This is a genomic window from Rhodococcus sp. BP22, assembly GCF_014281965.1.
Classification (GTDB): Bacteria; Actinomycetota; Actinomycetes; order Mycobacteriales; family Mycobacteriaceae; genus Rhodococcoides.
Genome location: NZ_JACFTB010000005.1, coordinates 452,856 through 467,685 on the forward strand (window position 1 = coordinate 452,856; position 14,830 = coordinate 467,685).

At 62.7% G+C, this 14,830-nt stretch carries 15 protein-coding genes; 7 read left to right on the forward strand and 8 right to left on the reverse strand.

All coding sequences use genetic code 11. The features are described from left to right. Positions 1-48 precede the first annotated feature (48 nt). Complete coding sequence (locus H2510_RS13880; RefSeq protein WP_186628857.1) at positions 49-1,464, forward strand: cutinase family protein; 1,416 nt, start codon at positions 49-51, stop codon at positions 1,462-1,464. Positions 1,465-1,532: 68 nt separating this feature from the next. On the opposite strand, the gene H2510_RS13885 is transcribed toward H2510_RS13880, so the two are convergent. The 5 genes from H2510_RS13885 to H2510_RS13905 all read right to left on the reverse strand — a co-directional run bounded on the left by H2510_RS13885 (position 1,533) and on the right by H2510_RS13905 (position 4,697). Next, positions 1,533-1,838: a DUF1416 domain-containing protein gene (locus tag H2510_RS13885; protein ID WP_186628858.1), complete on the reverse strand. Its 306-nt coding sequence runs from the start codon at positions 1,836-1,838 to the stop codon at positions 1,533-1,535. A gap of 2 nt (positions 1,839-1,840) precedes the next feature. After that, entirely contained in the window at positions 1,841-2,677 is an 837-nt protein-coding gene (locus tag H2510_RS13890) for a sulfurtransferase (protein WP_186628859.1), read from the reverse strand. A gap of 74 nt (positions 2,678-2,751) precedes the next feature. After that, a complete protein-coding gene (locus H2510_RS13895) occupies positions 2,752-3,219 on the reverse strand; it encodes a DUF4395 domain-containing protein (RefSeq protein ID WP_186628860.1) in 468 nt (155 codons plus the stop codon). A gap of 285 nt (positions 3,220-3,504) precedes the next feature. Beyond that, on the reverse strand, positions 3,505-3,921 hold the full coding sequence (locus H2510_RS13900) for a thioredoxin family protein (protein ID WP_186628861.1): 417 nt from the start codon (positions 3,919-3,921) through the stop codon (positions 3,505-3,507). Next, entirely contained in the window at positions 3,918-4,697 is a 780-nt protein-coding gene (locus tag H2510_RS13905) for an LmeA family phospholipid-binding protein (protein WP_186628862.1), read from the reverse strand. The genes H2510_RS13900 and H2510_RS13905 overlap by 4 nt, the downstream gene beginning before the upstream one ends. A gap of 167 nt (positions 4,698-4,864) precedes the next feature. On the opposite strand from H2510_RS13905, the gene H2510_RS13910 reads away from it, so the two are divergent. From H2510_RS13910 to pstB, 6 genes are all read left to right on the forward strand, one after another. Further along, positions 4,865-5,638: a response regulator transcription factor gene (locus H2510_RS13910; RefSeq protein ID WP_186628922.1), complete on the forward strand. Its 774-nt coding sequence runs from the start codon at positions 4,865-4,867 to the stop codon at positions 5,636-5,638. Further along, positions 5,639-6,556 carry a mycothiol synthase gene (gene mshD / locus H2510_RS13915; RefSeq protein ID WP_186628863.1) on the forward strand — a complete coding sequence of 306 codons (918 nt, stop codon included), beginning with the start codon at positions 5,639-5,641 and terminating at the stop codon, positions 6,554-6,556. A gap of 141 nt (positions 6,557-6,697) precedes the next feature. Further along, the gene (pstS, locus tag H2510_RS13920) at positions 6,698-7,795 is read left to right on the forward strand and encodes a phosphate ABC transporter substrate-binding protein PstS (protein ID WP_186628864.1); all 1,098 of its coding nucleotides are present in this window, start codon (positions 6,698-6,700) and stop codon (positions 7,793-7,795) included. 96 nt (positions 7,796-7,891) lie between these two features. Further along, positions 7,892-8,935 carry a phosphate ABC transporter permease subunit PstC gene (gene pstC / locus H2510_RS13925; RefSeq protein ID WP_186628865.1) on the forward strand — a complete coding sequence of 348 codons (1,044 nt, stop codon included), beginning with the start codon at positions 7,892-7,894 and terminating at the stop codon, positions 8,933-8,935. 3 nt (positions 8,936-8,938) lie between these two features. Continuing rightward, positions 8,939-9,847, forward strand: coding sequence for a phosphate ABC transporter permease PstA (gene pstA, locus H2510_RS13930; RefSeq protein ID WP_186628866.1), 909 nt, complete (start codon positions 8,939-8,941; stop codon positions 9,845-9,847). A 50-nt stretch (positions 9,848-9,897) separates the two neighbouring features. Continuing rightward, complete coding sequence (gene pstB, locus H2510_RS13935; RefSeq protein WP_186628867.1) at positions 9,898-10,674, forward strand: phosphate ABC transporter ATP-binding protein PstB; 777 nt, start codon at positions 9,898-9,900, stop codon at positions 10,672-10,674. Between the two features lie 76 nt (positions 10,675-10,750). Here pstB and phoU read toward each other — a convergent pair whose 3' ends face one another. The 3 genes from phoU to dusB all read right to left on the reverse strand — a co-directional run bounded on the left by phoU (position 10,751) and on the right by dusB (position 14,732). Further along, a complete protein-coding gene (gene phoU, locus H2510_RS13940; protein ID WP_186628868.1) occupies positions 10,751-11,425 on the reverse strand; it encodes a phosphate signaling complex protein PhoU in 675 nt (224 codons plus the stop codon). 70 nt (positions 11,426-11,495) lie between these two features. Continuing rightward, a complete protein-coding gene (locus H2510_RS13945; RefSeq protein WP_186628869.1) occupies positions 11,496-13,475 on the reverse strand; it encodes an LCP family protein in 1,980 nt (659 codons plus the stop codon). 117 nt (positions 13,476-13,592) lie between these two features. Continuing rightward, positions 13,593-14,732 (reverse strand): tRNA dihydrouridine synthase DusB, encoded by a 1,140-nt coding sequence (gene dusB, locus H2510_RS13950; RefSeq protein WP_186628870.1) that lies wholly within the window; start codon positions 14,730-14,732, stop codon positions 13,593-13,595. Positions 14,733-14,830 lie beyond the last annotated feature (98 nt).

Genomic DNA, 14,830 nt, shown 5'->3' on the forward strand with positions numbered 1-14,830 from the left:
TTTTGTCTGGTCGAAAGCTGTCTCGAAGTGTGCTGGAGAGGATCTCGAATGCGTCGCCGAACACGTGCGGGCTCGATATTGACGAAGTCCGCGACGCTGGGGGTGGCGTTGATCCTTGCTGTTCCCGCGGCAGCAGCCGCATCTCCGGAATCGGGCTCGTCGACGACGGGGTCTGCAGGCGCGCCCTCGTCCGAAGAAGACGGCCCGAACATCGACCCGAACAACTTTGCCCAACAGTGCCCGGACGTTCTGATGCTCGCAGTGTCCGGTGCAACCGACTCGGACGCCGATCGTGATCCGCTGAACGAAGAACCCCGTTCGCCTATGGCCAATTGGGTGGGTAACGTGACGCTCCCTGCCGGCCAGGCCGGAGCGAGCAACCCGGGATCGGTCGGCTGGCTCTACGTCCCGTATCCATCGACGTACGGAGTGGGACTCCTCTCCGACGTGCCCACGTATCAAGAATCGGTTGCCGCAGGCGTCGCCTCGACCAACCGTCTGCTCGACGAGTACAAGAGCAAGTGCGGCGAGAACACCAAGTTCGTGCTCCTCGGCTACAGCGTCGGCGGCGAGGTGGTCGAGCGTGTCGCGATGGAACTCGGCCACCGCGCACCCGATGCGCTCGTCACGGGCGAAGACATCGCCGGTGTTGCACTCTTGGGGGATCCGTACCGACCTGCAGGCGTACCCAATATCGACGAGCCCGGCCCGACACGCGGTGGGTTCCAGTCGCCGGAGGCCAAGGATTACGGCACGCTGAACGACAAGATGACGTGGGCTTGTCGGCCCTACGATCTCGCGTGCGACGCTCCCGAGAACATTCTTGCGCTGCAACTGGCACTCGGAGTGCTCGGACAGATGCGGCTGACAGTGCTCGACCCCGTGCAGACCGTCGCCGACTTCGCCCGCACCGTGACCTCCATAGCCACCCGCGCGATCGTCGACATCGTCACCCAGCAGGACTGGGTCGGGTCCGAGGAGACGCTGCTCGAAGTGCTTCTCAAGGTTTCCGATCGGACCTACCAGGTCGACGAGGGGAAAGCCCGTGCAGAGCTGACTCCCGAGCGGCTGCGCGAAGACCTCGAATGGGCGATGGGGCCAGGGGCCGAGACGGTGCGTGCCAAAGTGCGTGCCGAAGGCGAAGGTTTGGTGGAGAACAACAAGGGAATAGTCGACGTCCTCATCGAGCCGTACATCTTTCTCGGATTCCTCCAACACCTGTCGTACTGGAACAACAATCCGAATGACGGCCGTGTGTGGGAGAGCGAAAAAATTGTCGCCTGGGTGACGGATCTGGCCGAAACCGAACGCGAGAAAAAGGGCGTCGACGACGCACCTCTGGCACCCTCTGAGGTCGATCCCAGCCCAGCTCCGCAAACACTCCCGACGCCCGGAACCCCCACTCGTGACACCGATTTGGAAGCACTGCTCGATTCCTTCGGCGTAGCGCTACCGCAGAACTAGGACAGAGCACGAAAGAGCCCCGCATCGAAGAAGAATCGATGCGGGGCTCTTTCTTGCTCTGTATGAAATCAGGCTCCGACGGTCACATCCGCCGAGTGCACGCCTGCACCCTCCGGGGTGATCACCGCGTCACCGTTGCCGGACGCGGACAATGCACGCAAGGTCCACTTGCCGGGTGCCGCGAAGAACCGGAAGTCTCCGGTTCCCGACGCCACTACCTCTGCTGTGAACTCGCCGGTGCCGTCGAGCAAACGCACGAATGCGCCGCCCACAGGCTCACCGTCGGTGGCAAGAACACGACCGGTGATGACGGTCTCCTTCTCGACATCGACGCCTGCCGGAATCGTTTGGCCTTGAACGGGTGCTCCGCACATGATCAGTGAACCTCCAACTCGATGGGTGCTCCCACGAGGGAGCCGTACTCGACCCAGCTGCCGTCGTAGTTCTTGACGTCGGACTTGCCGAGAAGTTCCTTCAAAACGAACCAGGTGTGGCTCGAGCGCTCGCCGATGCGGCAGTAAGCGATGGTCGCCTTGCCCTCGTCGTAGCCCTTTTCCTTGTACAGCGCCTCGAGGGCGTCGTCGTTCTTGAACGTGCCGTCCTCGTTTGCAGTGGTGCTCCACGGGATGTTGATCGCAGAGGGTACGTGTCCACGCTGCTGCGCCTGCTCCTGCGGCAGGTGCGCCGGCGCGAGGATCTTGCCGGAGAACTCGTCGGGGGAGCGAACATCAATGAGGTTCTTGTTGCCGATGGCGTCGATGACCTCGTCGCGGAATGCGCGGATCGACAGGTCGGGCGCTTGTGCCCGGTACTGTGTCGTGTCCCGGGTGACGACATCGCTCGACAGCGGACGACCGTCGAGTTCCCACTTCTTACGGCCGCCGTCGATGAGCTTGACGTCCTTGTGGCCGTACAGCTTGAAGTACCAGTACGCGTAGGCGGCGAACCAGTTGTTGTTGCCGCCGTACAGCACGATGGTGTCGTCGTTGGCGATTCCCTTCGCCGACAGGAGATCTGAGAACTGCTCCTGGCCGAGGAAGTCGCGGCGAACCGGGTCCTGCAGGTCCTTGCGCCAGTCGAGTTTCACTGCGCCTTCGATGTGACCGCCGTCGTAGGCGCTTGCATCTTCGTCGACCTCGACGAAAACGGTCTTCGTGGCGTTCAGGTTCTGCTCGGCCCAGTCGGCAGAGACCAGGACGTCGGAGCGGGCCATGGGTTTCCTTTCGGTGATGGATATCAGAGGGAGAAATTGTGTCGGTAGGGATGGGTGGTAGGTGGGTAGGTATGTCAGGCGCTGGCGGTATGCGGTCGCGCTCGCGCCACGAGGGGATAGATCTGGCAGCCGAGGCACACGGCGAAGGCTGCATTCAGGAAAGCCGCGAACAGGGCGAAGCCGGTGGCCACAGCGCCGAAAGTCGGTAGCCCAGCGGCGAAACCGATGACACCGGCGGCCGCGAACAGGAAGCCGACGAGCTGCGCGAATCTCAGCGGCGGCGTCGGCTCGCGCTCTTCGGCCGGCGACAACCTCGGTGCGACGAGCAGTCCGAACAGTCGGCCGTAGGGGCTGCGCTTCGGACCGAAGGCAGCGCCGATCGCGAAGACCACGGCCTGCGCAGCGAGAAGCGCTGCCGCGGCATCGATGGAAAAGGACGACAACAGAAGAACCGCGACGAGCACGGCGGTGGTGATCCAGGCCGCGAATCGTGGGCCACGGGCGTCGACTTGCTCGACCGCGGACTGTAGGTCGGTAGACATCGAGAAAGTGCTCCTGTTGCTTAATTTGTTGACCGGGTTGGGTGTCGAGGCGGGTCCGACAAATCGGAACCGGCACATCTGCAAAGGGGTAGTAAAGGATCTACCCGTGATCGCCTGAAGATTTTCCGGGTGCGCACCAAGGGCACCGGCGGAACGAGGGATCAGCAGCAGCGACAGCAACAACCGCCCAGTCGGCACAGGTCTACCGTGCGACGACTGGTGAGCAACAGCTCATGGCGGGACAACACATCGAACACCCTACCCCGAGAACCTCGACCACCAGAACTACAGGTCGAGCAACGCTGCTTGAAGGGCTGCTGCTTTCGGGACTCCGGCAATGCGAACGCGCTGGTTCAGCTGCCCGTCGAGAACGAAGGTCGTCGGAAGCGACAGGACGCCCAGCTCCCGGGCGAGCGCGGAATGTTCGTCGATGTCGAGTTCGAGCTCGGTGGGACCGTCCAGTTCGGCGAGCACCTGCCCCACGACGCGTCGCACAGCACTGCAGGGGCCGCACCAGTCGGCGGAGAAGTGCAGAACCGTGGCGTGCCCGGAGACTGCGCCGGCGTCTGCCAGCATGGCGGTCAAGCGAGGGGAGGTCCCCTCCGTGGCCGCGTCCCGCACCTTTCCCGCGCGTGAGGTGAGGACTACGCCGACCACCGATGCGGCAACCAGTACGACCACGAGAATTGTGATTCCGATCATGACTTTTCGATCTGATCCAAGTCGATCGTCACATTCTCCGCCGAGCCTTCGATCACGATCTGCGAACCCTCCGCATAGACATCGGTGGGGAGCACTCCGAACGGAAGGGTCTGGCGATCGATCGTCTTGGTGAACAGACCGAGCACAGCAGACTTCGCGAAGTCGGGGATCGTGAAGTCGGCACTGCCCTCGGGGCCGAAGTAGAAATCGGTCGCCACGATACTCACCCGATCACCATCGAGAATCAGATCTGCCTGGACACTGACTTCGGTCTCGACCGGGCCGACCGGCACAGTGCCGGTGAGCACGACTCCGCCGTTCGTCGTCTTTCCCGACCCACCCGAACCGCCCGTGCCGTCCGACTTGTCGGCGGGTGGCGCAGAAACCTGCAGGTCGACGATGCCGAGGAAGCGTCCGAGGTCCGTCGCTTCGATGCGCACCCTCCCGTCCAGTTTGTCGACGGGAACGGTCTGCACCGACCCGTCGGCCAAATCCGACAGGGGGATCGACACGCCACGCAGATTGGCTTCGATCGTCGTCGACCCGACGTAATCGTTGGGGACGTCCTGTGCCCGGACCTCCACATTCTGGTACTTGCCTTCGGCGGCCTGGGTCAGAAAAGGGAAACCGTGGATCGTGACCTGGGGGTCGGAGGTGAGGTCCCCGCCCTCACGAATTGCGCGAGAGACGCGGTACTCGGAGTAGGCCGCAACCCCGAAGTCGACGACGAGGGCGAGTGCCAGCAGACTCACGAGACCGATGATCAGTTTGCGCATGGGCACCATTGTGACCGACGGATCCTGGACTGCGTTGGACGGTGGTCCCCGTGGACAAGTTAGTCTTACCCCCTGAGAAAGCCGTCGGCTTCGCTCCCGAAGACGGCGTCCCGCCGAAAATCGACTCAGTTCGTTATCGGCACGACATCGGTAAGAATAGAGGCTGTGTGGAGCTCCTGCTTCTGACCTCCGATCCGAATCCGGAGGCCGTTCTACCGTCGCTTGCGCTTCTGTCGCACCACGTGCGGCCTGTTCCCAGGGAAGTTTCCTCGCTCCTGGAGGCCGGTTCCGCTGATATCGCCCTGGTCGACGCTCGTACCGACTTGGCCGCCGCGCGCGGATTGTGCCGGTTGCTGGGCAGTACCGGCTCGGCGATCCCGGTGGTGGCCGTACTCACCGAGGGCGGTCTCGTCGCGGTCAACTCCGAGTGGGGCCTGGACGACATTCTTCTCCCCGGCACCGGACCCGCCGAGCTCGATGCCCGGCTCCGTCTACTCGTCGGACGTTCCGGGGGAGTGGCAAGCCCGGAGGCGTCGGGAAAAATCACTCTCGGCGAACTCGTGATCGACGAGGGCACGTACACCGCACGGTTACGCGGACGTCCCCTCGATCTGACATACAAGGAGTTCGAACTCCTCAAGTATCTGGCTTTGCATGCAGGGCGAGTGTTCACGCGTGCACAGCTGCTCCAAGAGGTATGGGGATACGACTTCTTCGGTGGTACCCGAACCGTGGACGTGCATGTTCGACGCCTCCGCGCGAAGCTCGGCACCGAGTACGAGTCACTGATCGGTACCGTCCGCAACGTCGGATACAAGGCAGTGCGCCCTTCTCGCACTGCCAAGGGTGGGCCGGTGGCAGCAGGGCACGAAGACGATGGCCATGACGGCGCAGAGTTGACCTCTATCAACGGCACGACCAATGGAAGTGCGGCTCAGTAGATGACCCTCTCGTTCGAAATCTCCCGACTCGACTCCGCAGCGATGACCTCGGAGGTGTCCGAGGCCGTCAAGGCGGTGGTGTCACGTGCCGCCGTCACCGACGGCACTGCGCCCCTGTCGGAACAGGCCGTCAAAGCAATCTCGGCGGACAATTCGGTGCAGCATCTGGTTGTTTCCGAGGGCACTCGTATCGTCGGCTACGCGGGCATCACGGCTGGTTCGGCCGAGGCTCCGCCGATGGCTGAAGTCGTCGTGGATCCGGAGTTCCGCGGCCGAGGCGCGGGACGAAGCCTCGTCGACCGTGCACTGTCCGAGGGTGGAGACGGAGCCCGAGTCTGGGCCCACGGAAACCTCGAACCGGCGCAGGCGGTCGCCGCCCGACTCGGCCTGACGGTAGCTCGTGAACTGCTGCAAATGCGTCGCTCGCTCGCAACGCCGGAACTACCCGAAGTTGTTGTTCCGGAGAGTATTACGTTGCGTACCTATGAAGGACCGCGCGACGATGCGGAACTTCTGCGCGTCAACGGTGCAGCGTTTGCCTGGCATCCCGAACAAGGTGGCTGGACCGCGAAGGACATTGCCGAACGCCGCGACGAAGAATGGTTCGACCCGGCCGGGGTGTTCCTCGCTTTCGAAGAAGGCACCGACCATCTGCTCGGCTTTCACTGGACGAAAGTGCACGCCGCCGAGGCAGGCGAAGACGAGATCGGCGAGGTCTATGTCGTCGGTATCGACCCGGCGTCGCAGGGGCGTGGTCTCGGTCGGGTTCTGACCCTCGCAGGCCTGCACTACCTGCGCGACCGGAAGCTTGCCGAAGTGTTGCTCTATGTCGAGGCGGACAACACCGCTGCTGTGCACACCTACGAACGTCTCGGATTTTCGCGTTTTCACGTCGACGCGGCGTATACACGCCCATAAACGGACAATTGCCCGCTCTGTTCATTCTCCGTTCACTGATTCAGGGGTAGCTGTCAACCGGCTCCCTTTACGTTTTGCTGTGGGTAGCGCAGACGCTGCCCTTTTAAGCGACAACGGTAACAAGAATCCTCGGAGGAAACGGTGAACCTCAAGCGCAATGCTGCTTTGATCAGCGCAGTGGCGATCAGTGCCATGCTGCTGACAGCGTGCGGCAGCGACTCGAACGTGGAATCGGCATCCGGGACGGATACGGCAGCCTCATGTGAGGGCAAATCCCCGCTGACAGGCGAAGGAAGCTCTGCTCAACAGAACGCGATGTCCAACTTCACTTCGGTTTACGCGGGTGTGTGCTCCGGTAAGGCTGTCGAGTACACGACGAGTGGTTCGGGCAACGGCCGCACCCAGTTCGTCGCCGGCCTCGTCGACTTCGCCGGCTCGGACTCGGCCATCAAGGCAGAGCAGGCCGCCGCGGCTGCCGAGCGTTGCCAGGCTAACCCCGCCTGGAACCTTCCGCTCGTATTCGGCCCCGTCGCAATCGCGTACAACCTCGACGGTGTCGACAACCTCGTCGTTACTCCCGACCTTGCGGCACGCATGTTCACCGGCCAGATCACAACCTGGAACGACCCGGCAGTAGCCGCGGTCAACGAGGGCGTCTCGCTGCCGGCAACCCCGATCACTCCGATCTACCGCTCCGACTCCTCGGGCACCAGCGACAACTTCCAGCGCTTCCTCGCAGCGTCCGCGCCCGAGGCCTGGAAACTCGACCACAGCTCCGATTGGGCCGGCGGGGTCGGCGAAGGCGCGAACGGCTCCTCTGGAGTCGCACAGGCAGTCGCTGCGACTCCCGGCTCGATCACCTACGTCGAGAAGGGGTTCGCAGACCAAGAGAGTCTCGGCACCGCCGACGTCGACTTCGGCAACGGGCCGGTCGAGCTGAGCAGTGAGACCGCGGGCGCAGCCATCGATACTGCTGCGTTCTCCGGCGAGGGCAACGACCTCGTAATCGATATCGACGCCCTCTACGCCAGCAAAGCCGCAAATTCCTACCCGTTGGTTCTCGCCACCTACGAAATTGTCTGCTCGAAGGGTTACGACGCCGACACCAGCGCAGCCGTGAAGTCCTTCCTGCTCAGTGCTGCAAACGAAGGCCAGCAGGGTCTCGAGGAAGCCGGTTACGTTCCGCTGCCGGAGTCCTTCAAAGAGCGTTTGGTCACTGCGATCGACGCGATCGCCTGATTCAATGAGACGAGAGCCTGTGTCGATGCCGTGGATGAATCTTCTCGGCATCGGGCAGGCCCCGTCCTCGACCACCACACGAGAGACGTGAGCGGTATGAGAGACACCCACTCGATCACCGGCGTTACGTCCGCGGATGACACCACCGCGACCGGGGCGCCCCGGAACACGGAAGAGTCCATTCAATTGCCGGACAAGAAGGCCAAGGGCGGTACCGTCATCCGCCCTGGTGACCGCATCTTCGCCACCTTTGCCAAGGGCTCGGGTGTCTTCATCATCGTGCTCATCGCCACCATCGGACTGTTCCTGCTGTGGCGGGCGATCCCGGCGCTGCAGAACAACACGGTCAACTTCCTGACGTACAACGGTAGTTGGAGTACCTCGGACACCTCGGCCATGGTCTTCGGTATCCGGGACCTGTTCCTGGTGACCGCGACCGTATCGATCTTCGCGTTGATCCTGGCGATGCCGGTCGCGCTCGGAATCGCGGTCTATCTCACCAACTACGCGCCGAAGAAGGTGGCGGGCCCGTTGGGTTACGTCATCGATCTGCTTGCTGCAGTGCCGTCGATCGTCTTCGGACTCTGGGGCCTGTACGTCCTGGCGCCGGCCATCAGCCCCTTCGCGGAATGGCTCAACACCAATCTCGCCTGGATTCCACTGTTCGCCACCGGGTCGGTATCGATCGCCGGCGGAGGCACCATCTTCACCGCCGGCATCGTCCTCGCCGTCATGATCCTGCCGATCATCGCGGCAGTGACGCGCGAAGTCTTCGTTCAGACGCCGAAAGGGCAGATCGAAGCGGCCCTCGCGCTCGGCGCAACACGGTGGGAAGTCGTCCGGACAACCGTCATTCCCTTCGGAAAATCTGGATTCGTCAGCGGTTCGATGCTCGGGCTCGGACGTGCACTCGGCGAAACCATCGCGCTGTACATCATCATTCGCAGCACGCAAGCCACCTTCGGATGGACACTCTTCGACGGCGGAAATACCTTCGCGACAAAGATTGCGCTCGCGGCAGGTGAGTTCAACAACCAGCTCCAGGCGGGTGCCTATATCGCGGCGGGCCTCGTTCTCTTCGTGCTCACCTTCGTCGTCAACGCAGGCGCTCGCGCCGCCATCGCCGGAAAGAGGGCCTAGGCCATGACCGCAACGCTGGACCGTCCGGTCAAGGACAAGACCTTCAAGGGGGTCAGTCCTCGACGCAAGTTCGCCAACGGATTCGCGACGGTACTGGTCAGTCTGTCCGTACTGGTCGCGCTGGTTCCGCTCATCTGGGTTCTGTACACGGTGATCTCGCGTGGCATCAGTGCAGTGGTCGCACCCGAATGGTGGACGAACTCGCAAGCAGGCCTCACACAATTCACAGCTGGCGGCGGCGCCTACCACGCCATTGTCGGCACGCTCATGCAGGGATTGTTCTGCGCATTGATTTCGATTCCGATCGGAATATTCGTCGCCATCTATCTCGTCGAATACGGTGTCGGAACACGCCTCGCCAAGGTCACTACTTTCATGGTCGACATTCTGACCGGTGTCCCGTCCATCGTCGCCGCGCTGTTCATCTACACACTGTGGATCGCCACATTCGGATTCGACCGGTCCGGAATCGCCGTCGCGCTTGCCTTGGTCCTGTTGATGATCCCGGTCATCGTGCGGTCGTCGGAGGAGATGCTGCGCATCGTTCCGCAGGATCTGCGCGAGGCGTCGTACGCACTCGGTGTGCCGAAATGGAAAACCATCGCGAAGATCGTCGTGCCAACGGCTCTGTCCGGCATCGTCACCGGCATCATGCTCGCGCTCGCCCGTGTCATGGGTGAGACCGCGCCGGTACTGATCCTGGTCGGCTCCGCGACCGCCATCAACTTCAATTTGTTCGAGGGGCCGCAGACGTCCCTGCCGCTCATGATGGTCGACCTGCAGAAAGCCGGAACCGGCGCACTCACCAGCGAGCGCATGTGGGGAGCAGCACTGACGCTGATCCTGATCATTGCTTTGCTCAACATCGGCGCGAAGTTGGTCTCCAAGTTCTTCGCACCCAAGAACTTCTGATCACTGCGCCACCCACGAATCTCCCCGCTCGAGAAACACAGGAGCCGATCATGGCAAAACGTCTCGACCTGAAAGACGTCAACATCTTCTACGGCAAGTTCCAAGCCGTCGCAGGTGTCACCCTCGCGGTTCCCCCGCGTGGAGTGACAGCCTTCATCGGACCCTCCGGCTGCGGCAAGTCCACAGTGCTGCGTTCGCTCAACCGCATGCACGAGGTCACCCCGGGCGCGCGCGTAGAAGGATCCGTGCTGCTGGACGGCGAGGACATCTACGGCTCCGGCGTCGACCCGGTCGGTGTCCGCCGCACCATCGGCATGGTCTTCCAGCGCCCCAACCCGTTCCCGACGATGTCGATCCGGGACAACGTCGTCGCAGGCCTGAAGCTGCAGGGTGGACGGAGTAAGAAGGAACTCGACGAGATCGCCGAGCGCTCCCTCAAAGGCGCGAACCTCTGGAACGAGGTCAAAGACCGCCTCGACAAGCCCGGTGGTGGTCTCTCCGGTGGCCAGCAACAGCGGCTGTGCATTGCTCGTGCCATTGCAGTGCAGCCCGACGTCCTCCTCATGGACGAGCCGTGCTCGGCACTGGACCCGATCTCGACGCTCGCCATCGAAGACCTCATCGGTGAGCTCAAGAAGGACTTCACGATCGTCATCGTCACGCACAACATGCAGCAGGCTGCACGCGTGAGCGATCAAACCGGTTTCTTCAACCTCGAGGCCACTGGTAAGCCAGGCAAGCTCATCGAGATCGACGACACCGAGAAGATCTTCTCCAATCCGACCCAGAAAGCCACCGAGGACTACATCTCCGGTCGCTTCGGCTAGGGAAGTACATGAAAAGAATCCCCGAACGCTCAGCGTTCGGGGATTCTTCTTGTGCGCGTTCGGTACGAGCGAAGGGTCAGCTGCTGGGCAGGTGTGTGTTGCTCAGCTCGGTCGGCATCTCACCGGTGGCGAGGAAGATGACTCGGCGTCCGACCTCGACTGCGTGGTCGGCGAAGCGCTCGTAGAACCGTCCGAGAAGGGTGACGTCGACGGCCGCGGCGACGCCGTGACTCCATTCACGATCCATCAGCACCGTGAACAGGTGACGATGGAGGTCGTCCATCGCCTCGTCTTCCTCGTGGAGCTTGGCGGCGCGCTCGGGATCGCGGGTCTCGAGAACCTCGCGCGCAGATGCTCCGAGTTGGACGGCGATTCGGCCCATTTCGGCGAAGTAGCCGTTGACCTCTTCGGGGAGGGCGTGTTTGGGGTGGCGACGCCGAGTGATCTTGGCGACGTGCAGGGCGAGTGCCCCCATCCGCTCGATGTCGGCGACGATCTGGATTCCCGATACGACCGAGCGGAGATCCCCTGCAACCGGAGCTTGGAGTGCGAGGAGGGTAAATGCCCTCTCCTCGGCAATGGTGCTCAGTTCGGAGATCTTGTCGTGATCGGAGATGACCTGCTCGGCGAGGAGCAAGTCTGCTTGAAGTAGTGACTGAGTTGCCTTCTCCATCGCAGAGCCGGCCAGTGTGGCCATTTGTCCGAGGGCATCGGCAAGGTCGTTCATCTGTTCTTTGTAGGCGACGCGCATGCCAGTGAGTTTAGTAGGTCACACCCATATGGTCACCGTCGAGAGGGTGAACGGAGCGTGAATGGCTTACTCAGGCGCAGGTATCGTCGGCGGCGTTCGTGAACGACAGATCCTCGGGCAATGGCGCGCCCTCGGTCGAACCCTGAACTCGAGTGGCTTCGATCGGCTCACCGAACGCCGTCGGGGCAGTGGTGTACCCGGGATAGTCCGAGCCGAGCACGACCTCGACGATGCTGTCGAGCCCCTGCGCTTGCTCGATGACTGCACCGGGGATCGCCGACGCAACCGTGGCGGCCTCGGATTCCTGGCCCTCCGAGAAGCGGACGACGGTCTGCTTGGCTGTTCCGACGAAGTTACCGACATCGAGAATCTGGAAACCATAGGTGGACAGTTCGCTGGACGCAGTGGCCGCCATCCCCACCATCTCGGAAGCATTGGAGACCTGGATCGAGACTGTCGTCGGATCGACTGCCAGCAGCGGCGCTGTCGGTTGAATCGACGGCTCCGCGCTGGGCGGCGGGTCTTGACGTTCTTCGCCGGGCAACGGCTCATCGTTGATGATGGCACTGAAGATCACGGCAATGGCGTCGTCGATCGGGATCTCGTTGCCCCAGTCGTTGGTGCCCGAAGTGGGGATCGTCAGGAAGGTGACGGCTCCAGCATCGACGTTCTGCAGGGAACGACCGAGAGTGACGAGGTCTTTGGTCTTCACGTTCTCCACGAAGGTATCGCTGGTGAAAGCACCGACGAACCCGTTGAGCTTGCCTGGGTCGAGCAGGACCTTGTTCGAGAGCGCAGACCGAAGGAGAGAGGACAGGAACCGCTGTTGACGCTTGATACGCCCGTAATCGCCATTGCCCTCGCTTTCCACGTTGCGCGCACGTACGTAGTTCAGGGCCGTGCGGCCGTCGATACGCTGCTCCCCAGCTGTTGCCAGGACAGTGCCGAGTTCGTAGTCGACCAGGGGCTGTGGCGTGCAGACTTCGACGCCACCGACCTCGTCCACCATCGATTCGAATCCGGCGAAGTCCATACCGACGAAGTGGCTGATCTTCAAACCGGAGATCTTCTGGATCGTTTTGACGAGGCACTTGGGCCCGCCGAGCGCATAGGTCGCGTTGAGCTTGTCGCCGTCCGCGGACGGGTACATCTCACCGGTGTACGTGTTGGTGGAATTGTCGAAGCCCTCGCATTCAGGGCGAACAACGTCGAGGTCGCGTGGGAACGAGACTGCGACGACACGGCTTCGATCAGCAGGAATGTTGACCAACATGACGGTATCCGAGCGGGCGCCTTCGGCATCGGCCACCGTGCCTGCGCCGACCTCGCCACTGGCACCGGTACGAGTGTCCGTACCGACGATCAGATAAGTCTCGTCACCATATTGACCGGCGGCGTCCACGACGTCCGTCGAATCCAGGTCCAGGGCGGCGACCTGTGCAAAGCCTTGGTCGGTACTACGAAGATATCCCCAGACCATTCCGGTGAGAGCAAGCGCGAGAACGGCGACGAGGGAGACGAATCCGCGGCCGATATTGCGGAGGCGCTTTTGTCGGCGCACCTTGCTCATGGCCAGTCGGGTCAGGACCGGCCGATCATCGGTGGGGGTGCCGACGGCTTCGGGCAGCGCGACAACCGGGGGTGGGCTCACCGGCGGCGGCGTCGAGTCCGTGATCGGGTCGATCTTTTCCGTGGGGTCATCAACGTCGGGCCGGCTGGGCCACGCGCGAACAGACGGCGTCTCGGCGGGTGGTTCGTCGTCGGCCATCTTGTCCACGAGGTCGGCAACCGATACCGAGTCGGACTTTCGAGAGGAACGCTTACCTAGCCGGTTGAATTTGCCGCTGGGGGTTTCGCTGTCCGCGGACTTGGCGGTCGGCTCGGGCACCTTGCGGCCGGAGGCGGGTGGTGAGGATGCGGGCGGTGAGGACGCGGGTGGCACCGGCGCGCTACTCGGTGACCGAGGCTCGTGGGAGATTCGGGAGATCGGACGCTCCCAGGGAGCTCGTCCTTCGGGCGCAGGTGGGCTCGAGTCTCGATCGTCACCCACGAATGTGAACCTGACCTTCCGCGTATCTCTCTTACCGCCGAGTCGGGCGATCCCCGCAATGATACTGAGGAAACCTGTGGGGTCCACCCCGACCGATCCTCGCGGTCGTGACCTCGGTCAGCCGCCGGAATTCATCAAATCTGCTCCGACCGGCACTCGATCGTCCTCGGGGTCATCGAGCCACCCCTCGGGCAGCGACACAACGCCGGGCGAACCTTGTCTGCCACGTGGGCCTTCGGCATCTTTCGGGAATGCCACCGTCGGGTCGAGTTGGCCGAGCAGATCATCCAACTCGGTCAAAGTCTTCACCAATGCCATCGCTACGCGCAGATCGGATCCGGCTGGGAAACCGCGCAGGTACCACGACACATGCTTGCGCAGTTCACGAAGACCCTTGCTCTCGCCATGGTGTGCAGCCAGCAGTTCGGCATGGCGACGAATGATGACGGCGACCTCGCCTAGTGTCGGGGGCGTAGGCTCCGCGCGCCCTGCGAAGCGTGCACTGAGTTCGGCGAACAGCCACGGACGTCCCAGACATCCCCGACCGACGACGACTCCGTCGCAACCGGTTTCGGCCATCATGCGAACCGCGTCCGAAGCCGAGAAAATATCACCGTTGCCGAGAATAGGGACATCGGTGACATGCTCCTTCAACCGAGCGATCTCACTCCAGTCGGCTGTACCCGAATAACGCTGCGAGGCGGTACGCGCGTGCAGCGCCACAGCTGCCGCACCTTCGCCTGCCGCGATTCGGCCGGCGTCGAGGTGGGTGTGATGCTCCTCGTCGATACCGACGCGGAACTTGACCGTCACCGGAATCGACGTTCCCTCTGTCGCTTTCACCGCAGCCGCGACGATGCGTCCGAACAGCTTGCGCTTGTAGGGGAGCGCGGCGCCGCCGCCTTTCCTCGTCACCTTCGGGACCGGGCAACCGAAGTTCAGGTCGATGTGGTCGGCGAGGTTGTCATCGACGATCATCTTCGCCGCGGCGTAAGTCGTGTCCGGATCGACGGTGTAGAGCTGCAGTGACCGCGGGGTTTCGGTCGGACCGAAGGTAGTCATGTGCATCGTGGCTGGCTGGCGCTCGACGAGCGCACGAGCAGTGACCATCTCGCAGACATACAGACCGGACGTACTGCCGGCGCGCGCTATCTCCTGCTCTCGGCACAATGTGCGGAACGCCACATTGGTCACACCTGCCATCGGAGCGAGAACAACGGGACTGTTCAGCTCGAGCGAGCCGATCTGCAATGTCATGGGAGAAGCCTCTTGGATCTGTGGACGGAAGAAATGCCGTGTGCCCGGCACCGATACCGGTACCGGGCACACGGAGTTTCAGTTCAGGAGGCGCGAGC

Bases quoted from the DNA above. Each gene is read 5' to 3' on its own strand.
- H2510_RS13880 (WP_186628857.1), top strand. From the start codon at position 49: ATGCGTCGCCGAACACGTGCGGGCTCGATATTGACGAAGTCCGCGACG.
- H2510_RS13885 (WP_186628858.1), bottom strand. From the start codon at position 1,838: ATGTGCGGAGCACCCGTTCAAGGCCAAACGATTCCGGCAGGCGTCGAT.
- H2510_RS13890 (WP_186628859.1), bottom strand. From the start codon at position 2,677: ATGGCCCGCTCCGACGTCCTGGTCTCTGCCGACTGGGCCGAGCAGAAC.
- H2510_RS13895 (WP_186628860.1), bottom strand. From the start codon at position 3,219: ATGTCTACCGACCTACAGTCCGCGGTCGAGCAAGTCGACGCCCGTGGC.
- H2510_RS13900 (WP_186628861.1), bottom strand. From the start codon at position 3,921: ATGATCGGAATCACAATTCTCGTGGTCGTACTGGTTGCCGCATCGGTG.
- H2510_RS13905 (WP_186628862.1), bottom strand. From the start codon at position 4,697: ATGCGCAAACTGATCATCGGTCTCGTGAGTCTGCTGGCACTCGCCCTC.
- mshD (WP_186628863.1), top strand. From the start codon at position 5,639: ATGACCCTCTCGTTCGAAATCTCCCGACTCGACTCCGCAGCGATGACC.
- pstC (WP_186628865.1), top strand. From the start codon at position 7,892: ATGAGAGACACCCACTCGATCACCGGCGTTACGTCCGCGGATGACACC.
- pstA (WP_186628866.1), top strand. From the start codon at position 8,939: ATGACCGCAACGCTGGACCGTCCGGTCAAGGACAAGACCTTCAAGGGG.
- pstB (WP_186628867.1), top strand. From the start codon at position 9,898: ATGGCAAAACGTCTCGACCTGAAAGACGTCAACATCTTCTACGGCAAG.
- phoU (WP_186628868.1), bottom strand. From the start codon at position 11,425: ATGCGCGTCGCCTACAAAGAACAGATGAACGACCTTGCCGATGCCCTC.
- dusB (WP_186628870.1), bottom strand. From the start codon at position 14,732: ATGACATTGCAGATCGGCTCGCTCGAGCTGAACAGTCCCGTTGTTCTC.